The sequence below is a fragment of the Microcoleus sp. ARI1-B5 genome (genome assembly GCF_036705795.1).
Classification (GTDB): Bacteria; Cyanobacteriota; Cyanobacteriia; order Cyanobacteriales; family Microcoleaceae; genus Microcoleus.
In genome coordinates this window covers 74170-97780 of record NZ_JAUBVK010000020.1, presented here as the reverse complement: position 1 = coordinate 97780, position 23611 = coordinate 74170, and the positions used below count along the sequence as shown (strand labels likewise).

The window sequence follows — 23611 nt, the reverse complement described above, 5'->3', positions numbered from 1 at the left end:
TGACAGTTGACAGTTGACAGTTGACAGTTGACAGTTGACAGTTGATCGAAGGAAGAAGGAAGACGGAAGAAGGAAGACGGAAGACGGAAAACAAAATAAGGAAGAAGGAAGAAGGAAGAATTTAGGCGTGCTACCAGGGAATGTCATCATCATCTCCCCATTTTGTGGGTGATTCTGCTGCTTTTTTTGTTGTCTTGGGAATTTCATCATCATCTCCCCATTTTGCGGGTGATTCTGCTGCTTTTTTTGTTGTCTCTCGGTTGACTCCGTAAATGGGTGTTGGTTTGACTGTTTCTAATTTCGGATATTCTGTTGGTGGCGGTTCTATTTGTGTTTTTGGTTGGGGCTTGTGAACTTGCATTCCTCCTCGGCGGCGCTGGGATGTTCTTTCTTCGCTGGTGTCTTCGGTGACGACTTCGTAGAGAATTGCTAACTTGTTTGCATCGCTGCTTTTGCGGAGAACTCTACCTAATCTCTGGATGTATTCGCGTTCGCTACCTGTACCTGACAGTATAATAGCAATTCTGGCGTCGGGTACGTCCACTCCTTCGTTGAGGACGTGGGAGGCGACTAGGGTTTTGTATTCGCCGCTGCGAAATTTATCGAGGATTTCGTGCCTTTCTTTGACTGGGGTTTGGTGGGTAATTGTGGGGATGAGAAATTCTTGGGAAATTCGGTAGACTGTGGCGTTGTCTCCGGTGAAGATTAGGGTGCGCCCTGGAGAGTGTTCGGCTAGTATTTGGGCTAAAACTCGCAGTTTTCCTTCGGTACAAAGGGCGATTTCTTTGGCTTGGCGGTGGGCGATCATGGCGCGTCTTCCTAGGGGCGATCGCGCGCTGGCCATGATAAACTGTTTCCATCCTTCGAGGCTGGATATTTTGATGTTAGACTGTTTGAGGAAGTCGTTGCGAATGTTCATGGCTTCGCTGTAGCGGTCGGTTTCTTCTTTTGAGAGTTTGACCATGATTTGCACTATTTTATGGTCTGCTAAGGCGTCGCCTGCTAAATCTTCGGGTTTTTTGCTATATACTGTGGGGCCGATGAGGAAGTGTAAGTCGCTGTGGCGGCCGTCTGTGCGATCGGGTGTTGCTGTCAGTCCGAGTCGAAAAGGCGCGATCGCATATTCGGATATTACTCGATAAAAGTCCGTTGGTAAATGGTGGCATTCGTCAAACACTAGCAAGCCGTATTTATTTCCCAAGGTTTCGGCGTGAATGCTGGCGCTGTCGTAGGTTGCGACTAAAATTGGCGTTTTGTCCCGCGAACCTCCGCCCAACAATCCGATTTCGATGTCGGGAAAAGCTGCTTTTAAATTAGCGTACCACTGGTGCATTAAATCGAGAGTTGGTACTACAATTAGTGTACTGCGGCCCGTGACTTGCATGGCTAATTGTGCCAGGTAAGTTTTGCCGGAAGCCGTGGGAAGGATGACTACTCCTTGGCTTCCTGCTTGCTGCCAAGCTGTCAGGGCTTCTTGTTGATGCGGGTAAGGCTGCATTTCGACGCTGGGCACGAGTTCGAGTAGTTCGTAGGCCCGGGCTTCGTCGGTGAAGTTGGTACACTCGGCTTGCAAGGATTCTACCAGCGGGCGGTAGTGAATTGCTCGAATTCGGTATTTTTCGACGCGATCGTCCCACGTGGCAAAGTCCGCCCAGTCTCGGCCTCCCGGCGGCGGGTGCAGTAGGAGTGTTCCGCGATCGAATGTTAAGGTAGGTGTACGTGGCATTTTTTTTATAGACGCGGTGAATCACGCCTGTTAAATTATAGAGGATATAGGAAAAGCAAGGACTGAAGTCTTTACTGCCAACTATAGTTCACTTACTTTTGCGATCAGATGTTGGACTTTATACAATACAAACAAAATTTTTTAGAAGCGACTCAGGACTGGGATAACGAAAAATGGAACAATTTTAAGGACAATCCATTTGTCCTTAGTTCCCCAATGTTGCAAGATTGCCATATCAAAAATTGCCGCTTGGTTGAACATCGTCTCAAAATGTTGGAATATTTACCTAAAAATAGCGTTGTTGCTGAGATTGGCACTCAGTACGGGCGATTTGCCACGGAGATACGTAATATTACCCAGCCAAAAAAGCTGCATTTAATCGATGGTAATCTCGATTTATTTCAATCGGGAATTAACCAAAAACCTCGATTGCAAGCAGCGATAGAAGATGGCAGTGTTGAGCTTCACGAAGGCGATTCATCGACAATTTTAGCCAGTTTTCCTGAAGAGTATTTTGATTGGATTTATATCGATGCAGATCACACTTATGAAGGTGTCTGCAAAGATATCGAGCGAGGCTATAGTAAAGTAAAACCAGACGGGATGATAGTTTTTAACGATTATACCAATTGGTCGGTATGCGAGATAATGCCTTACGGTGTAGCGAAAGCTGTCAATGAGTTTTGCATCGCGAACAACTGGGAAATCGTATTTCTTGTGCTTCATTCTTTGGGCTATCACGATATTGCTATCAAGAAAAATACCGGGGAACCAGAAGTACGAATTCAGTTGCAGGAGGCCAAGTCAGAATTTGAAAGTTCGCAGCTTCAAATTCAACAACTGATGTCAGAATTGGAGTCAGCTAAAAAGGCGATCGACTTTATGGAAAATGACAAATTTTGGAAACTGCGATCGCACTGGCTGAAAATCAAAAATTTGTTCGCCTAGCTGAGTCTGATTCCCGAATCTACAATCTACAATGGTATTATCCCAGCGGGGATTGTTTTTAGGTTAAATTCGATCGACATAAGCCTGAGATTAGAGGTATAGATGGAAATAGGCGTCCCCAAGGAAATCAAGGATTTGGAGTTTCGAGTTGGGCTCAGTCCAACCAGTGTCCGGGCTTGTTCGGACAAGGGCCACACAGTTTTTGTCGAAACCAATGCTGGTGCTGGGGCCGGTTTTGCCGACGAGGACTACCTTCAAGCCGGGGCTAAAATTGTCTTAAAGGCTTCAGATGTCTGGAACCGGCAACTAATTGTTAAAGTTAAGGAACCGCTACCTGCTGAGTATCCGCTGATTGAAAAAGAGCAATTGCTATTTACATATTTGCACTTAGCAGCCGATCGCGCATTAACCGAGCACTTAATCAACAGCGGAGTCCAAGCCATCGCCTACGAAACCGTCGAACTCCCCGACAGGAAATTGCCGCTGCTGACGCCGATGAGCATTATTGCAGGGCGTTTGGCCGTGCAGTTCGGAGCTCGGTTTCTGGAACGGCAGCAAGGCGGCAGAGGAGTGCTTTTGGGCGGCGTACCGGGGGTAAGACCGGGCAAAGTTGTGATTTTGGGCGGCGGCATCGTCGGCACGGAAGCAGCCCGCATTGCTGTAGGAATGGGCGCTAGGGTGCAGATTTTAGATGTAAATGTCGATCGTTTAGCCTACTTGGAAAGTCTGTTCGGTTCCAGAGTAGAATACCTGTACAGCAGTCCTTTGCAAATTGAAGCAGTAGTTCCCGATGCTGATTTGTTAATCGGCGCAGTTTTGGTTCCGGGCAAAAAAGCTCCGGTGCTGCTTTCTCGCGAATTTGTCGCCAAAATGCACCCCGGTTCTGTGATTGTTGACGTAGCCGTCGATCAAGGCGGCTGCGTGGAAACTGTGCGGGTAACTTCTCACACAAATCCTACTTATGTGGAGGAAGGAGTTGTGCATTACGGCGTCCCCAATATGCCCGGTGCGGTGCCTTGGACTGCGACTCAAGCTTTGAATAACAGCACTTTGCCTTATGTTTTGCAGTTGGCAAATAACGGGATTAAAGCTTTAGAAATGAATCCGAGTTTGGCGAAGGGTTTGAACGTGCAGAATCACCAATTGGTGCATCCGGCCGTGCGCGAAGTATTCCCGGATTTAGCTGATTAAACGTAAATCCCGTAGGGTGGGTCAGCCTATAGCTTCTCGATAATTAATAAGAGGATGCGAGCTGACGCACCCTACTCAATTACTTGTAAGATTATGGTAGATAAATTTGGCGGATTTCATCTAGGTTATTAGCTGCTAGCATATCAGAGGCGATCGCCTCCAAAACCGCAACATCAGAAATTGCCGAAATTTCATCAACCAGCACCAATCCTTCCTCTCCAAACTTCAGTCTCAAACCGAGTTCTATCGTCTGGATCACTGCTCGTTTAGTCCGCGCTTGTTCCTCCAGTAACTGAGCATCTTTTTGAGATAACTCAGCATCTTTTTGAGATAGCTGAGCATTTTTTTGTGCCGCCAGTTCGTCGCCCGTAGGAATGGGAGCGCCACTAGCATAGCACCAGCGCAACCAAGTACCAGTGACCTTTTCAAATTCACCTTCCCACAGAGTGAGTCCCAAACCGACTTCGGGAAACCAAGCATTAGTTTTGGGCCCGTAGGATTGATTCTGCAATTCAAAGACTCGCAGCGTGCTACCTCTCAACTCGCGTAGCGGATCGTACAGGACATAATACGGGATTCGCATTCGAGCGTAGTCTATTAACTTGCTACCCAATTCATTTCCCGGAGTTGGGGAAACAATCTCGATCGCAATTTCCGGAGGTTTGCCAAATTCCCAAAATAAATACGATCGCACTTGTCTTTCCCACCAATCCTCAGCACCAGTAATATTCATACTGAGAAAAACATCCGGCGCGACTCCCGGTTGACGTATGCTGCTGAACAAACCAACATTTGCCGCCGCAATAAAGGGAACAGTAATCCCCGTATCGCCACCGCTATATAAAACTGTTGTCAGCAGTCGCTGCTGTTTTTCATTGTTGACACTCAAGCGGGCTTAAGCCACGCTCGATTCTGCGGACAAAGCAGCTTTAGGTAACACCCAAAGTTTTACTCTCGCTACGGTGGTCAAACACCGTCTACACAGTCGGTCAAGTTTTACACCTAACTTACTGGCTACTTTTCTTAAAATGTTGGCAGCCCCGTTTAGATCTGCATTGATTACAGTTCCATCAGCAGAGCGATACAGTCCACGTTTAATTCGTTTTCCAGATGCTTTCCACTCAGGCGGTTTTTCACGCCAACCTGGGTAGGGAGTCTCCATCAAGAAAACTACTTTTGGACGTATATGCTTCTTCTGTTTCGGTGAACTTAATGCCGTGCAAGTTGCACAGTTGGCTCAAGCGATCTTTCAACTTTCCTAGTGGCATTTGAACAAACTTTTGATTGTTCAGTTTACCCATATCGACATTATTAGACTTAAAGCCTTGGTTCCATCCAATTACCAGATTGCCGATACCGTGTTTCAAACAATGGTCAACAATTAGCTTCGCAGCTTTATTGATGCCATCGCGCATCTGGTGATTGCGCTTGCGGGTTACGCGGTCTAGCCAACTATCCCAGTAACCTGCGGGCTTTCCTTCCTTTCTAGTTGCTACTTTCTTGTTCCAAAGCTGATTCATCGCTTTCATGGCGCGAGCATCAATAAGCGAAGGAATTTCCGAGCGTATCAACGCAAGCTGCCAAATTATCAGCAGTTCCCAAATCGATTGACAATGCTTGGCTGCGATCTAAATCATGCTGCTGACATTCTACTTCGTAAGACATTTCTAAGTAGAAAGCACCGTTCTTAGGAAGGATTGTGAACTCTTTAACCTTTGAGCAATCAATGTTTGACGGCATGGGCAAAAAGAATTCAGAAATCCTTGCGCCAGCGCCGTACAGTTAAACCCAAGGAAAATCTCAACTGGTTGTCGATAATAGCTGGCTTTAATCCACCAGAATTTGGGTAGGCAACTTTAAACAATTTAGAACCTGTTAAGTAGCTCGGAGGCTTAGGTCTAAAATGTAATTGACCTTCATTGTATAAGACTTTCAGCTCTTTGAAACTCTTAAACGCTTCCGTTACCGACATCAAAGTTTGCTGCATGGGTGTTGAAGGCAACGACTTAGCAACCATCGACTTAGAAATTGACGGTTCAAAAGATAAATCAAACTTCCCCGTCAGCAACCTTCCAGTATTGAAAAAACTTTGGCGAGCAAAATAGACAGCGCTGTTGTACAACTTACCAGATTGCCGACAAAGGTAATTTAATACTGCTTCAACTTCTTTAGTGGGAGACAGCAATACTTGCTGTACTCCCATCGTTTTTTTGACCTTAGCCACCTCTTTTTCCTGTAAATTAATTGATTTATTTAGTTGAGGTGGATATAGTAAATAAGTCAAGCTATAACAACAAAACTTTATGTTATTATTACCTGAACCAAGTGGTATATTTCGTTAGTGGTTAAGCTTTTTGAAGATAGTTTTAATTATTATTTGAGAACCCACCTCCTAAAACTAAAATAGCTGCCGTCCTTATGGACGAGCGGCTATTTTGTTACTACCGCAGGTAATATTAGTAGTTGAGTTGTGAAGAAATACATAGAAGATCCGCATCATTTGATCAACTAAGAAAGAACACGGGGACTTCAGTCCCCCGAGTCGCTTACCTCTCAGGACTAAAGTCACGCTCGTTTCCCGCATCCCGTATAATTTTTTATGAAGCTGTCCAAAGGAGTATCGTCTTCTAGAACTAAGTTGCTAATATCTGGCAACTGACTCGGATCGAGGATTAATGGCTCAGACATAGGTAGCCGAGATAAGAACTATCTGCCACAACAATTTTAACATAATAGGCATGAGGCATTGGGCTCTAGGGTTGCGGAGGGATGAGGCACTGGGAAATATTAAATTTTTCGACTCACTACACGAGCAATTGCATTCATGCGATCGCACTTCTTGAAATTATCTGCGCCGATCGGTATTTATCTGCCCATATCTGCGGTTGACATATCAATCAAAGATTTATGCCATGCCATAAATCTAATCAACACATATATTACTCCCAGTCCAGAAGCCGAATTAAAATTTAATTGCAAAAAACACTTGACAGACTCGCGGAGATAGTGCACAGTAGTAATTCGTGACCGATGCGGAACTGGCGGAATTGGTAGACGCGCATGATTCAGGTTCATGTGGTGCAAGCCTTCCGGGTTCAAGTCCCGGGTTCCGCATTCCCAAGGCAGACAAAAGTTTGGGGTTAACCCGATACAGGCAATAACCCCATTCGCTCTGCTGAATTAAACAATGATTACAAGTATTCAAAACCCCCTAGTCAAAGAAATCCGCAGGCTGCACAGCTCGAAGGGACGCAGGGAACAACAGTTATTTTTACTCGAAGGGACGCACTTACTCGAAGAAGCAAGCGCGGCAAAACACCCGCTAGCAACGGTTTGCTGCACTCCCGAATGGCTGGAAGAAAACGGGAAACTTTGGGATCAGATTAGTAGTTTAGCCGATCGCACAGAATTAGTAAGTGCAAAAGTGTTAGAGTCGATCGCCACTACAGTCCAACCCGACGGCATCATCGCCACCGCACCGCGCACCGCAACAGCGCCGGCAGAAATATCAACTTTAGGAATAGCCTTAGAAACAATCCAAGATCCCGGCAACTTGGGGGCGATCGTCCGCACGGCTGCGGCTGCTAATGCCGACGGTTTGCTGCTGAGCGCAGACAGCGCCGATTTAGACCATCCAAAGGTGCTGCGATCCTCCGCAGGAGCTTGGTTTAAGCTGCCAATAGCAGTCACTCCAGATTTAACCGCCGAAGTCTCCAGGTACAAAAATCGAGGGATGCAAATTTTAGCAACCGTCGCCGACGCCAGTTTAACTTATTGGGAAGTAGATTTGCGAGTGCCGACTCTGATAGTTTTGGGCAACGAAGGATCTGGGTTGTCGCCAGAATTGAGGAGTTTGGCCGATCGACAAATCCAAATCCCCCTGGGCCGCGGTGTAGAATCATTAAATGTGTCGATCGCCGGAGCCCTCATCTTGTACGAAGCGGGGCGGCAAAGAAGGCATTAGTCATCAGTCATCAGTCATCAGTCATCAGTCATCAGTCATTATCTGTTGGGGCGGGTGCCTCAATATCTGTCACTTCAAATTCAGGATTTGAAACTGTTTCACTTGCCCTGTGGGAAAAGCATCAAATCCTGCCATCTCCCCATCTCCCCATCCCCCCATCCCCCCATCCCCCCATCTCCCCATCCCCCCATCTCCCCATCCCCCCCTCTGAGATTTACCCGATTTTGTTTAACATGATGCAACTGCAAAGCTAGGAAAGCGGGTAGTCTGGTACCCACAGTGCAGGCTTGGATGAAATAAATGTGAAGAAATGTAGCCAAATGCTCTCACAAATGTTAAGATTCTTAACATAAGTAGCATTGTTCACGCCCAACCAAAACCTAACCTGAGAGGGTGCTGACTGGGAGTAGCAGCTAGCTACCATAAAATTAAGCCTCTTTAAATGGAAGGAAAGCGCAAGTCCCCGCCCGCTTTCCTTCCCAGCTAAAGCTAGGGGTTTGCTACGCCGCAAACCTTTAGAGGCACAGATCCTCAGCGGGAAAAGCTCATGAAAACTCTTAAGTCCTCAGATACAGATTCTGTTCGCGCTTACTTGCGGGAAATCGGCCGCGTTCCCCTGTTGACTCACGAGCAAGAAATACTCTACGGGAAACAGGTACAGCGCTCAACCGCACTGCATCAGGAAAAAAATATTTTAGCCGAAGAGTTAGGTCGCGACCCGACGGCGGCTGAATGGGCACAGGCAGTTGGGCTGTCTGAGGAACAGTTGCAGCGGACGATCGACTGCGGGGAAAGGGCAAAGCGCCAAATGGTGGAAGCTAACCTCCGCCTGGTAGTGTCTGTTGCCAAAAAATATATCAAACGCAACGTAGATTTACTGGATCTAATTCAGGAAGGCACGATCGGGATGCAGCGGGGAGTAGAAAAATTTGACCCGACTAAGGGCTACAGATTTTCAACTTATGCTTATTGGTGGATTCGTCAGGCTATTACCCGGGCAATCGCCGAAAAAGGCCGCACCATCCGCTTGCCGATCCACATCACCGAAAAGCTCAACAAAATTAAAAAGGCTCAGCGCCAACTAGCTCAACAGCTCGGCCGCGCGGCTACTGCTGCTGAGTTGGCGTCAGAGTTAGATTTGACTCCCAAGCAAATTCGCGAATATCTCGATCGCGCGCGCGTGCCACTTTCCCTGGACTTGCGCGTGGGAGACAATCAAGATACTGAGTTGGGCGATTTGTTGGAAGATACCGGTACTACCCCGGAAGATTTTGCCCTGCAAGCTTCCCTGCGGACTGACTTAGACCAACTGATGGCGGAACTGACTCAGCAACAGCGAGAAGTCCTCGCCTTGCGCTTCGGTTTAGAAGACGGGCAAACCTTAACTTTGGCAAAAATAGGCGATCGTCTGAACATCAGTCGGGAACGGGTGCGGCAAATTGAACGGGAAGCTTTGACAAAACTCCGCAAGCGCAAGCAAGATATCAACGATTATCTCGCCAGCTAGGCAGGTTGGGGATTTGCGATCGGGTCTGGCCCACTCGCAATCCCCAATCTAAAATCGTAAAAACCGCCGCCTTTAATTCGGTTGTGCCCACTTGGTTGCTGCGACTGTCCTGCTACATTAGTAATTACTTGGTAATAAATATCAGCAGCGATCGGATAAAGGTTATTTAATTTAACCGCCCGCGTCTAAAATAACAAGCTGTCTCTGAAACGGAGGTACTCGTGAGCAACTCATCTAATAAATCCCCAGAATTCTTTGAAGAAGAAGGAGAAAATGCCAATTTATTATGGCAATACGTGCAGTCAATGGCCCCCGACACTGTTTCTCAGTTGTCTAAGCCGACTTCTCACGAAGTGTTTCAAGTAATGGAGCGAAATATTGTAGGGCTTTTAGGGAATTTGCCTTCGGAACACTTCGGGGTGACAGTTACTACCAGTCGCGAACATTTGGGTAGATTGCTCGCCTCGGCTATGATTAGCGGTTATTTTCTCAAAAATGCCGAACAGCGAATGACTTTTGAAAAGTCCATTCAAGCCAGTGAGAGACACGGCTCGGATGATTAGTTGATTATTAACATTTAAGCTGTACCAGTGTCAAGCCCCCTTCGGAAGATGGGGGCTTAAGATTTTAGATTTTAGATTTTATAGCAGTTGACAGTTGACAGTTGACAGTTGACAGTTGACACAAAAGCCGATCGTTGGGTTGCACAGTACGGAAATCAAACGGTTTATGCTATGGGCTATAGGCTCTATTCATGAAGTTATTTATGTGCTCACCGCTGTGGCGATTGCTATAGATTGTTGATTTATTAAATAATTGAATAATTATTGATATTATTACCAATTACCAATTACCAATTACCAATTACAAATTATGTCTCTTACTCCTGTGACCCACAAAGTTATCGGCGTTGCTGCGATCTGGAACGACCGACAACAAATTTTGATTGACAAACGCCGAAATCACGGACTGCACGGCGGTTTTTGGGAGTTTCCGGGGGGTAAAATAGAGCCAGGGGAAACGATCGAAGCTTGCATACAAAGGGAAATTATGGAGGAGTTGGGGATTGTCGTAGAAGTGGGCGATCGCCTGATTACAATTGACCACGACTACACTAAATTTACAGTTAGGCTCTACGTGTACCACTGCCGCCACATCAGCGGGGAACCGCAAACGATCGAATGCGATGAAATTCGCTGGGTGACACTCGATGAAATTGACCAATTTACTTTTCCCAAGGCAAACGAACAGATTATCGCTGCACTGCGTTCAAGTTGAACTGTGATGTCAAATTCGGTTGCAACTGTCAACCATCAACTATCGACTATCAACTATCAACCATCAACTATCGACTATCAACTATCGACTATCGACTATCAACTATCAACTATCAGCTATCAACCCTCAACTATCGACTATCAACTGTCAACTGTCAACTGTCAACTATCAACTATCAACTGTCAACTGTCAACTGTCAACTATCAACTATCAACTGTCAACTGTCAACTATTTTTGAATTGGCAGGGTAAAGTGAAAACAACTGCCTCGATCGGGTACGGAGTCTACCCAAATTTGACCGTAGTGGGCGCGGATGATGCCTTGACACAGAGACAGTCCAATGCCGTAACCGTCTGTTGATTTATCTCGCTGCAAGCGAAAGCTGTCTTCAAAAATCTTCTCGCAATTTTCTTCAGGAATTCCCGGGCCGCTGTTGCAAATGCTGACTTGAACTTTGTAAGCGGTGCGGTGGAGAATTGAAAGATTAACAGTTCCTTGGTCTGGCGTGTACTTGCTGGCGTTGTCAAGCAGGTTGACCATGACTTGTTTGATGCGATCGGGATCGGCATAAACCAAGGGCAAATCTGCGGGAATGTCTGTTTCTAAATTCAGACTTTTAGCCTGAAATTTGTCTTGAAATTGCAGGATTACATCTTGACAAATCGCCCCCAGTTCGATTTTTTTGGGTTCGATGTGGAGTTGAGCGTTTGTACCCCGGGCAGCTTGCAGGATATCTGTAATCATGCGATCGACAATTCGGATTTGGCGGCGGGCTTGTTTCATCAAATGAGCCGCCAGAGTCGGTGTCAAACGCGACTTTTGCCCCTCTTTCACCTTCTGATTTGACTCCAAAGTCTCCAAAGCCAAAGATGCGGCTGTCAAGGGATTGCGCAAGTCGTGAGCCAGCATCGCAATAATCCGGTCTTTCAACTGCAATTGCTCTTGCAGGTGTTCTTTTTCCTGTTTGAGCCGAAAAACTTCATCCGCAAGCTGCACCAGTTCAGTGGCGCAAGCAACGGAATAGATGGGTTTTGGGTCTGCCTTCTTTGCAGCCAGAGCCGAAGCAGACTGCTGCCCAGGTGCGTATTCTTCTACAGAACGCTGCCAGCGGGGCCACCAGTGTTCGAGTTGGGCGATCAAATTGCTGCCGGCGAGAGTTTGTCGCGGATCGGGATGAATTTTGAGCAGGGAGGGAGTGGCTACAAGTTTAAAGTGTTCGGCTAAATCCGGCTGTTCTCCTACGTCGATGACTTGAAGCTCAAAGTCGCACTCTGCCTTCAAATCCTTTAGGTACTTGCGGATGTGTCTGGTCTGTTCCCTAGAAGAGGGACGCTTGTCTACGAACAGCAAAAGCTGTAAAAGCGGCGCGGAATTTGCCGGCTGTTCGGGAGAACAGTCGGTGTCGCCGGTGCCGGGTGTCGGATGGACGCTGTTGACTTTTTCGATCGGGTGAAAATAATTGACCATTGCCGAGCCGAGTTATTTCACTTCTACTTTAATTTAATACTTACTTTAGATTTATGCTATTGTCCGATGATTTCATTACGGCGGGCCAATGACATTTTTGAGATGGAAGAAAAATGAGTCGCTGCAGGTGGTGGTGAAAGTGGCGATCGCCTTTTTTGTGCTGTGCCTGCTGCTGACGCTGCACCGCTACTACAGCTTTTACGCTACATACGACCAAGGCATTTTCAATCAACTTTTTTGGAACGGCACTCGGGGTCACTTGTTTGAGAGTTCCCTGTCTTCGGCTTTGTCCACTAATGTCGTCCACCACAACGAGCTCCCGTCCGTATCTTACTACCGGTTGGGGCAGCATTTCACCCCGGCGCTGATGCTGTGGCTGCCAATTTACTCGCTGTTCCCCTCGCCCGTCACTTTGACGGTGTTGCAGGTGACTTTAATTACAGCGGCTGGTTTAGTGCTCTGGGCTCTCGCCAGACACCATCTAGAACCGCGGTTGTCGGCGACAATTGTGGTGAGCTATTACGCAGCTAACGCGGTTATCGGCCCGACTTTGGGCAATTTTCACGATGTTTGTCAAATTCCGCTTTATGTCTTCGGCTTGCTGCTGGCGATGGAGAAGCGCACTTGGCCGCTGTTTGGGATTCTGGCAACTTTAATTTTGGCCGTGCGAGAAGATTCGGGAATTGTGTTGTTTGGCGTCGGAGCTTACATGATTTTGAGCCGGCGCTACCCTCGGACTGGTTTGGCTGTCTGCATTCTCAGTTTTGGTTACACGATCGTCCTGACTAATCTGATTATGCCTTTGTTTTCTGCTGATATCTCCCAGCGGTTTATGATGGAACGCTTCGGTCAATATGCCGATGGAGATGAAGCTTCGACGCTGGAAATTCTTTGGGGAATGGTTAGCAATCCCGGGCGGTTGCTGGCTGAGCTATTTACGCCGTTTTTTGGTAAGATTAGATACCTGCTGGGGCAGTGGTTGCCGTTAGCGTTAATTCCTGCCGTAGCGCCCGCCTCTTGGACGATCGCAGGCTTCCCGCTGCTGAAGCTATTTTTAGCGAAAGGAGAGTCGGTGCTGGCGATTAATATTCGCTATGCGATGACTGTGGTTCCAGGGCTGTTTTACGGCGCGATCCTGTGGTGGGCCGGGCGCCAAAAGGAAGAGGATAAAATTAGGAGGGGAGAACAAACAATCTTGCGTTTTCCGAATGCGGTGTTTCCTTTCCCTTCGTCTTCAAAGTTTCGCCGGTTTTGGGCGTTTTGCATCTGCTTGTCGCTATTTTTTACCTTCACGTCTAACCCAAATCGGACTTTTTCGTTTATTTTGCCCGATGCGATCGATCCTTGGGTGCAGGTTCCTCTGATCAGACAGTGGCAGCACGTTTCTCAAGTGCGGCCGCTGTTGGCTCAAATTCCTGCTGGTGCTAGCGTGGCTGCAACAAATACTATTGTGCCGATTTTGTCAAGCCGCCGCGAAATTCTCAGGTTTCCGATGTTTGAACTGCGGAATGATGCGGGAGAGGCAGTGAAGATGGAATATGTAATTGCCGATATGTGGCAGTTGCAGCAGTATCAGGCTGCGTTTAGGCGGGAACGGGGACAGTTGCAGGCGATCGTGCCGGCGATCGATCGAATGTCTAAATCTGGAGAGTACGGCATTGTTGGCTTTGAAGACGGCGCGATTTTGATGCGTCAGGGTGCTGTTTCTGACTCTGCACCGGCTGCGGCTTGGACTCGTTTTCGCCGCGAGTTGGAACCGATTTTGAAGCAAGGGTAATCGGGTACGCGCGATCGCCCGAAACGGGCGGTGCAGCCCAAATATTCCAGAAACCGGGCCCGATCGCAATTCCTGCAAAAACCCGGTTTCTGCATAATTTTCCGTCCTTGTTGCTGTCAAATGTCAGCCCAGCGGCATAAATTGGCGATCGACCAACATTTTAGGCTGGGTATTATACAATAAATCTGTTAATCATAAACATTAAGATATATAAAAGGTTTGGAGGGAAGAAAGATGAAAATTTTGGTATTGGCATGGGAGTTTCCTCCCAGAATAGTAGGCGGTATCGCCCGCCACGTATCGGAACTGTATCCAGAATTGGTGAAGCTGGGCCACTCGATTCACTTAATTACAGTAGAGTTCGGGCACGCGCCGATGTACGAAGTGGTGGAAGGAATACACGTGCATCGGGTGGTGGTGGGACACGCCAGGGACTTTTTTCACTGGGTAGCCAACCTCAACCAAAGCATGGGCCACCAAGGCGGCAAACTAATGCTAGAAGAAGGCCCCTTTGATTTGATCCACGCTCACGATTGGCTGGTGGGAGATGCGGCGATCGCCCTCAAGCATACCTTTAAAGTACCGCTAATTGCCACCATCCACGCCACCGAATACGGGCGATTCAACGGCCTCCACAATGACGGGCAGCGCTACATTAACGCCAAGGAAAACGACCTCGCTTACAACGCTTGGCGCGTCATTGTTTGCAGCGATTATATGCGGCGGGAAGCCGAACTGGTACTATCGACTCCGTGGAACAAAATAGAGGTAATTTATAACGGAATTAGACCGGAAAAAAAGCCCCGCTGGCAAGATTTTGACGCGATGAACTTCCGCCGCCAGTTTGCGGCAGACGACGAAAAAATAGTCTATTATGTAGGAAGAATTAGCTATGAAAAAGGCATTGCTGTATTTCTCAATGCGGCCCCTAAAGTAATTTGGGAAATGGGGGGTAAAGCGAAAATTGTCATTGTTGGTGGCGGCAATACAGACCATCTAAAACATTTGGCTTGGCATTTAGGAATTTGGAATAAGTGTTATTTTACTGGCTTCATGTTTGAGGAACATCTCGACAAATTCCAGACGGTGGCTGACTGCGCGGTTTTCCCCAGTCTTTACGAACCTTTTGGGATTGTAGCGTTAGAAAGCTTTGCTGCAAGGGTGCCTGTGGTGGTTTCGGATGCGGGCGGACTTCCAGAGGTGGTGCTCCACACTAAAACAGGGGTTGTTACTGAGGCAAACAATCGGGATTCTTTGGCCTGGGGGATTTTGGAGGTGCTGAAAAATCCGGGTTACGCGCGGTGGTTGGTTGATAATGCTTATGAGGATTTGGAACGCCGATTTAGTTGGTCGAAGTTGGCGATGGAAACCGAGTGGGTGTATCAGCGGGTGGTGGAGGAAAGGGCAGAGGTTGATTGGTGAAATCTCACAGAAGGGTAATTGGTAATGGGGAAAAAGGTAATTGGTAATTGGTAATGGGTAATGGGTAATGGGTAATTGGTAAGGGGTAATTGGTAATCGGTAATTGGTGATTGGTAATTGGTGATTGATGATTGGTGACGGGTGATTGGTAATCGGTAATCAGAAAATACAAAGGGAATTGGCATCTTGAATATTTTTAGGGACATCGAACCCCAACCCAAACGCAGCTTGGTGACTTTATTCACCGCAGGCCTGCTATTCTGGTCGAGTTTGGCTTCGCTACTGCCAACTTTGCCGCTGTACGTTCAATCTGTGGGGGGTACAAAGCAGCAAATTGGCTTTGTGATGGGTGCATTTGCGATCGGGCTTTTGCTATCGAGGCCGCAGTTGGGTAAAATAGCCGATAGCCGGGGGCGAAAACAAGTTTTACTTCTAGGCGTGTCTGTCGCTGCGATCGCCCCTATAACCTACCTGTTCGCTAAATCTGTCCCGTTACTGTTAGTTATTCGCGCTTTTCACGGCATTAGCATCGCCGCTTTTACCACAGCTTACAGCGCTTTGGTCACAGATTTTTCGCCGCCCGGAAAGCGGGGCGAATTAATCGGTTACATGAGTTTGGTAAGTCCTATCGGTTTGGCATTTGGCCCGGCAATTGGCGGATTTGTGCAAGCTTGGGTGGGTTATACTCCTTTGTTTGCGATGTCGGCGGCTTTCGCAGCAATCGGTATATTTTTTACCTGCAAAATTGCGGAACCTAATTTTGCCGAGTTGACAAAATCTGACTCGCTATCTGAGGACAAAAGCACCCAAAAATACTGGCAAATGCTGTGGAACCCCCGGGTGCGGATTCCGGCTTTGGTGTTATTGCTGGTTGGTTTGGTATTCGGAACTTTGAGCACTTTTATGCCTTTGTTTATCCAAGAAACCAAGGTTAATTTGAATCCGGGGTTATTTTATTCTACGGCGGCTGTCGCTAGTTTCGGTCTGCGGTTGGTCACGGGACGGGCTTCGGACAAATACGGCCGCGGCTTGTTTATTTCTGGCGGCTTAATCTGTTACGCCGTGTCTATGTTATTGTTGTATTTTGCTAACAGCAGCGGTGCTTTTTTAGTCGCAGCTTTGTTTGAAGGTACGGCAGGCGGTACTGTTTTGCCGATGATGGTAACGCTGATGTCGGACAGGTGCGAACCTCAAGAAAGAGGTCGTTTGTTTTCGATTTGTATTGGCGGGTTTGATTTGGGGATTGCGGTTGCTGGCCCGACTTTAGGCTTTGTTGCCGAACAAGTCGGCTACAGAAATATGTTTGGTTTGGCTGCGGGACTCGCTGTCTTGGCTTTGCTGATTTTCGCTACTCTGTCTAGCAAGAACTTGTCTGATTCGATGAAATTTGCGATCGGGCGAGGCAAAGATGTTTATGCTTTGAATAGGTGATGACTTCGTATTGTGGGGTGCGTCGCCATGAGATTAGAAATGTCTGAAAGTTTTATTTGGCGTCAGCCTGAGCAAGAAATTTTGCTAGGTGACTGGCAACCAAGTCGATTTGCGTGGGACTTGAGGAATGTTCGGGCGAGCGAGCCAATTTTAGTGAAGGGAAAGCAGGGATTATGGAATCTGATTTTGGAGGCACGATGTACGAGTTTGACGATTTGACAGACAAATTGCTGGAAGTGCCTGTAGTAAAACTTCCATTGGTAGGCACTAAAGAAGGTATTGCCAAATATTTAGCCAGTCTAGAATTAATGGACTGCGTGTGGGAAAGTGACGGCCAATATTACTCTTGCGACGCTAAGGGAGAATTTGCGTACTTTTTGACTAACATTCGGTACGTTCCGCCTCAAGCGTTCAGAGAAGATGAGTTGCAAGTTTTCTTCTGGGACTCATTGCTGCGGATTTGCGGGATTGAAGTTTTCGATCGGAACACAATTCAGTATTTGCATTAGCCGCCAATTTGTTCCGCAGCTTCCATAAAGAATAATCCGGCGATCGCTTTTTACAAAACTCTACAACCATCGATAGTTTTGTTGTCGCCACTAATTAAAACATATTCCAGTTAAGGAAAACAGAGGCTGTGGAATTTAGAAATTTAGCTTTGGGTACAAATTGGGTGAAACCCCAAAAGACCCAAAAGCAAAATTTAAAGGCCAAACGAGCCTAAAAATTTCCCGATAGGGTACGCTACGGGTATGACTCCCTTGGTATAATTCTGCAAGAATCTAAAAGTAAATGGGCTTGGAGGGATTCGAACCCCCGACCTCATGGTTCGTAGCCATGCACTCTATCCAACTAAGCTACAAGCCCCTGTTGCTTTGAGAGTTGAAATTTTAGAGTTAATCTAAAATTGAACAATCTCTGTTCCGCACAGAATCTAACAGTAACACCATTCTCAAAATAATGCAAGACCTTTCGCAAACTTTTTCTAAATTGCCCGATCGGGCACAGCTAACTCACCTCGATCGCAGCGGGGAAGCCCAAATGGTGGACGTTTCGGCGAAAGTGGCAACTGTGCGGCAGGCTGTGGCGGCTGCCAGGGTGCGGATGCTGCCGGAGACGTTTGCGGCGATCGAAGCGGGGAATGCGCCGAAGGGTGATGTGTTGGGCACTGCAAGGCTGGCTGGAATTATGGCGGCGAAACAGACGGCGCATTTGATTCCTCTGTGTCACCCTCTGCCCCTCAGCAGCGTGGAGGTGCAGGTGATACCGGATGTTGGGTTGCCGGGGTATCAAATTCGGGCGACGGTGAAAATTAAGGCGGAAACTGGGGTGGAAATGGAGGCGCTGACGGCGGTTTCGATCGCGGCCCTGACTCTGTACGATATGGCGAAAGCTCTCGAAAAGTCGATCGCCATTGAATCGATTCGCCTGGTAAGCAAAAGTGGCGGCAAGTCAGGAGACTATGAAAATTTAGAGGCATAAATTTCCTGTCTTGAGAGGGAGGCAGAATTCAAAAAGTGGCACTTATGATTAAAATAGGCAGAGAACTACTAATATCAAGTGAAAAACTATGCCTCCTCGTTGGCCCCGCAAACCCGATCGCAAAGATCCAGAGTACCGCCAATTAGATGACCGCATGAATTTTGCGATCCACGTCGGTCTTTTTTCTGCTACCAATTCTGGTTTGTGGTTTGTTCACAATTTGCAAAAGGCTGATTGGCCTTGGGCAGTTACAGTAACGGGTGTATGGGCTCTAGTAGTTTTGGCCCACGCGATTTTCATTTTTGCGATCGCCGATTATTCGCCTCTGACTAAAGATTCGGGCTGATGGCAGTTGTCGGCGATTTGTTAACTGTGTTGATTGATAACAAATAACATTCTGCTTTTTTTTATATGGCTAATACTACGCTGGCGATCGAATCCTTAGCCGCTGAAATAGGCGAAAATGTCTACATAGACATTGCCAAGTGGCATTTGTATCTCCGTGATGCCCACCTGCATACCGTTGTTGCCCAACAACTTTACCCGATGCTGGAAAATGGCAATTTAGATGATGACAAAGTTGGACAAGTTTTGCAAGGAATTTCTGTTAAGTTGGGCGGCGGTAAGCGGGAAGTGCCGCTGGCAGATTTGATTCCGATGCAGTCCCGAGTTCATTTAATGGATGTGCTTGAGGAATTTCAGCGGGATATGTGATACAGCAAATTCCAGGTTTACGAAGTATACCCCAGATAAATCCCCGTAGGGACACAGGCTTTCGCCCTGTCCTACACTTAATAAACCTGGAATACGCTGTATCAATTGTTGATTTGGTTTTGATGCGAGATCCCTTATTTGACTGCAAAGGGATCTCGCTCTTTTCATTATTCCCTAAATCAACCGGAAATTAGCAGAGGTAATCGCATTGGCACTCACTCCAACCATCACACCTAACTGCTCCCCTGTCAAGAGGTTCTTAATAAGAGTCCCCTGAGTATTTTGAGTTATTTCTAACTGACCAAAACTCAAGCCTCCGCTTAATCCAATCAAATCTTGACCCAGGGTAAAATCAGCGATGATATCAAATCCTTGACCAGCTTTTAAGGCAAAGATATCGTTGCCGCTACCGCCAATCAAACTATCATTGCCGATGCCTCCCTCAAGAATATCGTCGCCTTTTCCGCCAGTGAGAGTATCGTTATCTGCACCTCCGAACAGAGTATCATTTCCGGCACACCCTCCCAGGATATCTGCTCCCTCGTCACCGTTGATTAAATCATTACCTTCACCGCCGCAGATGGTATCATTTCCCTGCTGTCCAAACAGATTGTCATCACCTTGACTGCCAAGGATGATGTCGTCACCTTTGCCTCCATATAAGGTGTCATTATCCTTGCCACCATCGATGAAGTCATCATCTTTGTTGCCATAAATGATGTCAATACCTTCGCGGCCGTGTAAGAAGTCATTGCCTTTGCCTCCAAAGATTAAATCGTTACCAGACTCGCCAAGGATGATATCGTTACCTTCATCTCCGTAGAGAGTATCTTCATCTTTGCCTCCGGCGATGAAGTCATTGCCTCGATCGCCATTAATAATGTCATTATCGGCACCACCGTATAAGTTGTCATCCCCGGATTGGCCCTCGAATATGTTGGCCGCATTGCTACCTAGTAATTCATCGTTTTGGGCAGTGCCTATCTGAATCCCGGCTGTGCCGTCTATGGTGTTTTCAACAGAGTTGGGTCGGTTTAAGTTGGGATAGGTAATTTGGTCGCAGATGCACTCATCGTCTGAGAGGTTATTAGTTATTGGCGTGGGAGTTGGTGTTTCCGATGGTGTCGGTGTTTCCGACGCTGTTTCCGATGGTGTTGGTGTTTCCGAGGCTGTTAATGATCGGGTCGGAGCGATCGATCGGGTCGGAGCGATCGGTGTTGGTGTGACGGGTGTGGTGCCAGTGCCGGTGCCGATCTCGGTAGAGTCCTCCGAGCCATATTGTACGTTTTTGACAGTCAGGGGGTTTTCAACATCTGTCGCTTCAATCATCTTGTCAAGAGCAGCATCGGTGTTTTCAGCAAGCGCCTCCCCGATGTTCTTCGTACCAGCCCCCACTTGCTGGAGGTCTTTAGCCACCTCAGCTAACATCGCCTTTTCCACTTGAGCGATGCGAAGCGCCGCCTCTGCGATCGAGGTATTGCTGGCTGCAATATCGCTGATGCGCTGATTGCCAGCAGCAATGATTTTTGCCACATTGCCTGCTACGCTGGCAACTTCTGGCTTTTGCACGCTTTGGGCAACTGACTCAATCAACTTCTGCAACAGAGCCGGATCGCTCAAATTTACAGGAGTTCCCGGCTCTACAACCTTAGATAGCTCTCCGATGACTTTTGTGGCAATCTCCACCTTAGAAAGATTGGAAGCACTGGCAAATAAATTGGTCACCAAGACAATTGCAACTTGAACCTGAACGTGCGGGCTGTAGATAATTAACCCAGTAAGTTCATTGTCCCGCATCGCTTCGATGGCATCGTAATTGCCCAAGTCAACATCTGCCGGAATTCCCAAAGCCGCCTGCACCTTGGCTTGAGCCTCTTCTGCATCCATTCCTTTGCGCTCTAACTCGCTGACCAAAGTCGTCAGCGGAGTGATGGTCGTACCTTCTGAAGCAAACAGGGGCGTTTCCAGAGGCAAATTCGTGGCAGTATTGATGCCACCAATTCCCACCACCCGGCCCTCTTCCGGGTCTAGGAAACCGCTTTGGTTGGTATCGAAATTGGGAACAAAAATATCTAAATCATAGGTACCGTCAGCGTTAGTAATCGTAAAGGGTTCGTCGGTATCTAAAATTCCATTAAAGTTGGCATCGAAGAAAACCTCAGCCCCAGTCACTTCACTGTTAAACAGCTTTCCAATACTTTTACCGATTGATTTGCCTACATTGGCGACTGCCTTCACACCACTGCTAACGCTCTGAACGGTATCCTTAATAGCCGTTTTAGGACCTTGGCTAATCATGTTGAAGGGTAGAGTCAGCACCGAACCCACAACGTTTCTGCCAGTGTTAGCTAACTTATTGATCGGTTCTAATATGGGAGCCGGAAAAATCCTTTTGATAACAGGGTTATCTGTTATAGCAACAGCTAAGTTTAAAGCGCGGTAAGCCGGATTGAAATTCAAATAGGTCTTGCCCGTAGCCTCAGCAATTCCTCTAACTGTAAAGGATTTTGGCAGAACTGGAAAGGGAACAAACACATCGAACAAGCTGGGAGATTTTGATGTCCCTTGGGGAGTGGTAGAGTTTCCAGTTTCCCAACCAAATTTTGCCAGTGGGAAAGTTGCCAGGTTGTTCTCGTACAGGGTTGTCTTTAACGGCCCAATACCTGCTGTGGCTCGAATATCCAACGAACCATTAATTGTGCCGGAAACTGAATTGATGATATTCCAAGGTTGGGCGCTGTTGAGGACAGTATCTATCTCGGAAGCCCGCAATTTTCCATCGCTTTTACCTTCTCGCTCTCCAACATCTCGCAAATCGACGTTGACATTTCCCTTGATTCCCCCCAGGATGTAAAAATCGGCTACCTTAATATCTGGGCCAGCTTTGGCAGCGATATTTGCGGAGAGTGTCAGTTCTGGAACATCTTGGCCAGTTCCGTCAGCGTTCTTGCGATCGCTGACATAAAAGCCATCTCTTAACAATTGGATTTTATCCGAGGCGTAGTTCGTTGCTTTCCACTGTTGCAGTCCGTAGGTGTCGTAGCCAAATTTTAGGTCAGCCTTTGCTTTCAAGTTTCCTTCAAAGCCTACACTCACCGGTGGGAAAGGAGGCAGAGGCTTTGTAATATTTATCGGCACATCCAAATCCAGATTGTCCAAATTCAGGGTCACAATTGGGACATCTGGTTTGCCTAAAAGTAGCTGGATGGCTGTTTCTGGCTTAGTGATAATTGGCACGTCCAGTCCATCAACCACCTCTAACGCTGTCAAAACTGCGGCAGCTTTCGGATCTTTTTTCTTAAGCTCTTCCTTGCCTATTTTAACGATAGCTTTAGCCTGCGGAGATGTTTTCTCGAACTCTTCTATCCGTTTTAACGGGTTGTAATTATCTAGCTTAAAAGAGCCGAGATCCATCAAAATAGTGTCATTGTTTGTGATGGAATCGTTAACCAGCTTAGTCACCCGGTCTAACTTGACGATTGTTTCTATGAAGCCGGTGGATATCGGGCGGCCTGACAAACTGGAAAGGGTAGATACCATTTCGATGACACTGACCCGCTTCCGGTTGTTATCTATATCCTTAAACAAATTCTCCATCCCGATTTTGGAAAATATCTGCGTGTCCGCATTCAGGAAATCAATAACTGGTCGAAAGGGTTTAAGAACCTGGTCAACCTTAGTGAAAACAGGTTGGGCAATGCCGGTTATAAATTCGCCAAAATCGAGTTTTGCATTATTGACCTCAACATTGGGTATGCTAGCAGAACTGACGGAGTTACCGTTGACGTAATCAGCTTTTGGAAACCCGAACTTCATCTCGAAGACCAAGTTGGGGAATGCTTTGCTGACCACATTTGTCCGGCCTTTCAGGCTCAGATCCCCACTGGTGGAGAATGTAGACTGAGATAAGTTTTGCGGGTTGTAGGAACCATTGAGTTCTGCCTCGGTTAGGCGATCGCCATCATTGATACCTCCCAGATTATCTAAGTCATTCAGCTTGAGCTGATATGTACCGCCAATTTGAGTGCGGTTGCCATTGGTGGTATTTTCGTTGAGGGTGGCTGGGAAAAATCCTAGTTTTGCAGAAGTCTTGAACGAGTCATTTAGACCAAACCCCAGGTTAGTCGTCAGATTCGTTTTGCTGGTATTGATATAGTTGCCAAAAGTTTTGCTGTTACCCAGGCTGAAGTTTAACTGATAATCGAGGTTGGCATTGCCATTACCATCGGCGTTAAAGCTAAGGGCAGGCATTCCTAAATCTTTGAGGACGTTAACTGTGCCGAGTTGATATTTCCGATTTACTGCAATATCCCAGGTGCGTTCCTCATTAGTGGTATTCTTTTGAACCGTAATGTTGAAGTTAGCTCCTAGAGAATTCCGCAGGTTGGTTTGCAACTGCTCTGCCGTTAAATCGCTTCCTGTTTTCAGCGCATTAACGAGGCCATTTTTGAAGCTGCCAATAAATTCTTGGTTGAGGTTCTGGAAGGGGCCGACAATGGGGAGCTTAATACTTTGCTGTTCTTTTTTTACGATTTCGTCCAGCTTGACCAATCCCTTTTCTACAATCGAAAAAACGTGAGAATCAATGTCGTTGGTGGTGAAATTCCAAGCAGTTGCGCCTGTAGTGCCGGCATAATTGTTACCTGCTAAGTCTTTAATTGCACCGGCGGCAATTTCAACGTAATAATCAGTGCCGGGCGCTAA

At 47.1% G+C, this 23611-nt stretch carries 20 protein-coding genes, 2 tRNA genes and 2 pseudogenes; 15 read left to right on the top strand and 9 right to left on the bottom strand.

What is annotated here, in order from left to right; all coding sequences use genetic code 11:
* Positions 1 to 130 precede the first annotated feature (130 nt).
* Positions 131 to 1726, bottom strand: a complete 1596-nt coding sequence (locus QUB63_RS24395; protein WP_332947908.1) for a DEAD/DEAH box helicase — start codon at positions 1724 to 1726, stop codon at positions 131 to 133.
* A 108-nt stretch (positions 1727 to 1834) separates the two neighbouring features.
* Here QUB63_RS24395 and QUB63_RS24390 point away from each other — a divergent pair, with 108 nt between their 5' ends.
* Together QUB63_RS24390 and ald are read left to right on the top strand one after the other, a co-directional pair.
* Positions 1835 to 2674: a class I SAM-dependent methyltransferase gene (locus QUB63_RS24390; protein WP_332947907.1), complete on the top strand. Its 840-nt coding sequence runs from the start codon at positions 1835 to 1837 to the stop codon at positions 2672 to 2674.
* Between the two features lie 102 nt (positions 2675 to 2776).
* Positions 2777 to 3865 (top strand): alanine dehydrogenase, encoded by a 1089-nt coding sequence (gene ald / locus QUB63_RS24385; protein ID WP_332947906.1) that lies wholly within the window; start codon positions 2777 to 2779, stop codon positions 3863 to 3865.
* A gap of 91 nt (positions 3866 to 3956) precedes the next feature.
* Here the strand turns inward: ald and QUB63_RS24380 are convergent, their stop codons facing one another.
* The 4 genes from QUB63_RS24380 to QUB63_RS24365 form a co-directional block, all read right to left on the bottom strand.
* Complete coding sequence (locus QUB63_RS24380; protein ID WP_332947905.1) at positions 3957 to 4754, bottom strand: Uma2 family endonuclease; 798 nt, start codon at positions 4752 to 4754, stop codon at positions 3957 to 3959.
* Between the two features lie 244 nt (positions 4755 to 4998).
* Entirely contained in the window at positions 4999 to 5394 is a 396-nt protein-coding gene (locus QUB63_RS24375) for an IS200/IS605 family accessory protein TnpB-related protein (RefSeq protein ID WP_332947904.1), read from the bottom strand.
* A 10-nt stretch (positions 5395 to 5404) separates the two neighbouring features.
* Entirely contained in the window at positions 5405 to 5605 is a 201-nt protein-coding gene (locus QUB63_RS24370; RefSeq protein ID WP_332947903.1) for a hypothetical protein, read from the bottom strand.
* A 13-nt stretch (positions 5606 to 5618) separates the two neighbouring features.
* Positions 5619 to 6089: a hypothetical protein gene (locus tag QUB63_RS24365; RefSeq protein WP_332947902.1), complete on the bottom strand. Its 471-nt coding sequence runs from the start codon at positions 6087 to 6089 to the stop codon at positions 5619 to 5621.
* A 114-nt stretch (positions 6090 to 6203) separates the two neighbouring features.
* Between QUB63_RS24365 and QUB63_RS35150 the strand changes: the two are divergent.
* Positions 6204 to 6332 (top strand): annotated as a pseudogene (locus QUB63_RS35150) (IS200/IS605 family transposase); the annotation flags it as partial.
* 98 nt (positions 6333 to 6430) lie between these two features.
* Here the strand turns inward: QUB63_RS35150 and QUB63_RS24355 are convergent.
* Positions 6431 to 6553, bottom strand: coding sequence for a hypothetical protein (locus tag QUB63_RS24355; protein WP_332947901.1), 123 nt, complete (start codon positions 6551 to 6553; stop codon positions 6431 to 6433).
* A gap of 344 nt (positions 6554 to 6897) precedes the next feature.
* Here QUB63_RS24355 and QUB63_RS24350 point away from each other — a divergent pair.
* The 5 genes from QUB63_RS24350 to mutT all read left to right on the top strand — a co-directional run bounded on the left by QUB63_RS24350 (position 6898) and on the right by mutT (position 10614).
* Positions 6898 to 6979 (top strand) — tRNA-Leu (locus tag QUB63_RS24350).
* Positions 6980 to 7052: 73 nt separating this feature from the next.
* Complete coding sequence (locus QUB63_RS24345; protein ID WP_332947900.1) at positions 7053 to 7829, top strand: TrmH family RNA methyltransferase; 777 nt, start codon at positions 7053 to 7055, stop codon at positions 7827 to 7829.
* A gap of 547 nt (positions 7830 to 8376) precedes the next feature.
* Positions 8377 to 9336 carry an RNA polymerase sigma factor, RpoD/SigA family gene (locus QUB63_RS24340; protein ID WP_332947899.1) on the top strand — a complete coding sequence of 320 codons (960 nt, stop codon included), beginning with the start codon at positions 8377 to 8379 and terminating at the stop codon, positions 9334 to 9336.
* Between the two features lie 221 nt (positions 9337 to 9557).
* Positions 9558 to 9899, top strand: coding sequence for a DUF760 domain-containing protein (locus QUB63_RS24335; protein ID WP_332947898.1), 342 nt, complete (start codon positions 9558 to 9560; stop codon positions 9897 to 9899).
* Positions 9900 to 10209: 310 nt separating this feature from the next.
* Positions 10210 to 10614, top strand: coding sequence for an 8-oxo-dGTP diphosphatase MutT (mutT, locus tag QUB63_RS24330; RefSeq protein WP_332947897.1), 405 nt, complete (start codon positions 10210 to 10212; stop codon positions 10612 to 10614).
* A gap of 228 nt (positions 10615 to 10842) precedes the next feature.
* Here the strand turns inward: mutT and QUB63_RS24325 are convergent, their stop codons facing one another.
* Positions 10843 to 12081: a histidine kinase gene (locus QUB63_RS24325; RefSeq protein WP_332947896.1), complete on the bottom strand. Its 1239-nt coding sequence runs from the start codon at positions 12079 to 12081 to the stop codon at positions 10843 to 10845.
* An 88-nt stretch (positions 12082 to 12169) separates the two neighbouring features.
* On the opposite strand from QUB63_RS24325, the gene QUB63_RS24320 reads away from it, so the two are divergent.
* The 4 genes from QUB63_RS24320 to QUB63_RS24305 all read left to right on the top strand — a co-directional run bounded on the left by QUB63_RS24320 (position 12170) and on the right by QUB63_RS24305 (position 17220).
* On the top strand, positions 12170 to 13858 hold the full coding sequence (locus QUB63_RS24320; protein ID WP_332947895.1) for a DUF2079 domain-containing protein: 1689 nt from the start codon (positions 12170 to 12172) through the stop codon (positions 13856 to 13858).
* Positions 13859 to 14092: 234 nt separating this feature from the next.
* Positions 14093 to 15280, top strand: coding sequence for a glycosyltransferase family 4 protein (locus QUB63_RS24315; RefSeq protein WP_332947894.1), 1188 nt, complete (start codon positions 14093 to 14095; stop codon positions 15278 to 15280).
* 186 nt (positions 15281 to 15466) lie between these two features.
* Entirely contained in the window at positions 15467 to 16711 is a 1245-nt protein-coding gene (locus QUB63_RS24310) for an MFS transporter (protein ID WP_332947893.1), read from the top strand.
* 173 nt (positions 16712 to 16884) lie between these two features.
* The gene (locus QUB63_RS24305) at positions 16885 to 17220 is read left to right on the top strand and encodes a hypothetical protein (protein WP_332947892.1); all 336 of its coding nucleotides are present in this window, start codon (positions 16885 to 16887) and stop codon (positions 17218 to 17220) included.
* Between the two features lie 284 nt (positions 17221 to 17504).
* On the opposite strand, the gene QUB63_RS24300 is transcribed toward QUB63_RS24305, so the two are convergent.
* Positions 17505 to 17578: transfer RNA gene (locus tag QUB63_RS24300), tRNA-Arg, on the bottom strand.
* A gap of 93 nt (positions 17579 to 17671) precedes the next feature.
* On the opposite strand from QUB63_RS24300, the gene moaC reads away from it, so the two are divergent.
* From moaC to QUB63_RS24285, 3 genes are all read left to right on the top strand, one after another.
* Positions 17672 to 18193 carry a cyclic pyranopterin monophosphate synthase MoaC gene (gene moaC, locus QUB63_RS24295; protein ID WP_332947891.1) on the top strand — a complete coding sequence of 174 codons (522 nt, stop codon included), beginning with the start codon at positions 17672 to 17674 and terminating at the stop codon, positions 18191 to 18193.
* A gap of 88 nt (positions 18194 to 18281) precedes the next feature.
* Entirely contained in the window at positions 18282 to 18539 is a 258-nt protein-coding gene (locus QUB63_RS24290; RefSeq protein WP_332947890.1) for a 2TM domain-containing protein, read from the top strand.
* Between the two features lie 65 nt (positions 18540 to 18604).
* Positions 18605 to 18907, top strand: coding sequence for a DUF3181 family protein (locus QUB63_RS24285; RefSeq protein ID WP_332947889.1), 303 nt, complete (start codon positions 18605 to 18607; stop codon positions 18905 to 18907).
* A 174-nt stretch (positions 18908 to 19081) separates the two neighbouring features.
* On the opposite strand, the pseudogene QUB63_RS24280 reads toward QUB63_RS24285, so the two are convergent.
* Positions 19082 to 23611, bottom strand: a pseudogene (locus QUB63_RS24280) (hypothetical protein); the annotation flags it as partial.

What these genes read in the sequence shown, in the direction of transcription:
- QUB63_RS24370 (WP_332947903.1), bottom strand. Translation starts at nt 5,605, where the DNA reads ATGCCGTCAAACATTGATTGCTCAAAGGTTAAAGAGTTCACAATCCTT.
- QUB63_RS24290 (WP_332947890.1), top strand. Translation starts at nt 18,282, where the DNA reads ATGCCTCCTCGTTGGCCCCGCAAACCCGATCGCAAAGATCCAGAGTAC.
- QUB63_RS24315 (WP_332947894.1), top strand. Translation starts at nt 14,093, where the DNA reads ATGAAAATTTTGGTATTGGCATGGGAGTTTCCTCCCAGAATAGTAGGC.
- QUB63_RS24340 (WP_332947899.1), top strand. Translation starts at nt 8,377, where the DNA reads ATGAAAACTCTTAAGTCCTCAGATACAGATTCTGTTCGCGCTTACTTG.
- moaC (WP_332947891.1), top strand. Translation starts at nt 17,672, where the DNA reads ATGCAAGACCTTTCGCAAACTTTTTCTAAATTGCCCGATCGGGCACAG.
- QUB63_RS24325 (WP_332947896.1), bottom strand. Translation starts at nt 12,081, where the DNA reads ATGGTCAATTATTTTCACCCGATCGAAAAAGTCAACAGCGTCCATCCG.
- QUB63_RS24320 (WP_332947895.1), top strand. Translation starts at nt 12,170, where the DNA reads ATGACATTTTTGAGATGGAAGAAAAATGAGTCGCTGCAGGTGGTGGTG.
- QUB63_RS24395 (WP_332947908.1), bottom strand. Translation starts at nt 1,726, where the DNA reads ATGCCACGTACACCTACCTTAACATTCGATCGCGGAACACTCCTACTG.
- QUB63_RS24345 (WP_332947900.1), top strand. Translation starts at nt 7,053, where the DNA reads ATGATTACAAGTATTCAAAACCCCCTAGTCAAAGAAATCCGCAGGCTG.
- QUB63_RS24305 (WP_332947892.1), top strand. Translation starts at nt 16,885, where the DNA reads ATGGAATCTGATTTTGGAGGCACGATGTACGAGTTTGACGATTTGACA.
- QUB63_RS24285 (WP_332947889.1), top strand. Translation starts at nt 18,605, where the DNA reads ATGGCTAATACTACGCTGGCGATCGAATCCTTAGCCGCTGAAATAGGC.
- mutT (WP_332947897.1), top strand. Translation starts at nt 10,210, where the DNA reads ATGTCTCTTACTCCTGTGACCCACAAAGTTATCGGCGTTGCTGCGATC.
- QUB63_RS24355 (WP_332947901.1), bottom strand. Translation starts at nt 6,553, where the DNA reads ATGTCTGAGCCATTAATCCTCGATCCGAGTCAGTTGCCAGATATTAGC.
- QUB63_RS24390 (WP_332947907.1), top strand. Translation starts at nt 1,835, where the DNA reads ATGTTGGACTTTATACAATACAAACAAAATTTTTTAGAAGCGACTCAG.
- QUB63_RS24375 (WP_332947904.1), bottom strand. Translation starts at nt 5,394, where the DNA reads ATGAAAGCGATGAATCAGCTTTGGAACAAGAAAGTAGCAACTAGAAAG.
- ald (WP_332947906.1), top strand. Translation starts at nt 2,777, where the DNA reads ATGGAAATAGGCGTCCCCAAGGAAATCAAGGATTTGGAGTTTCGAGTT.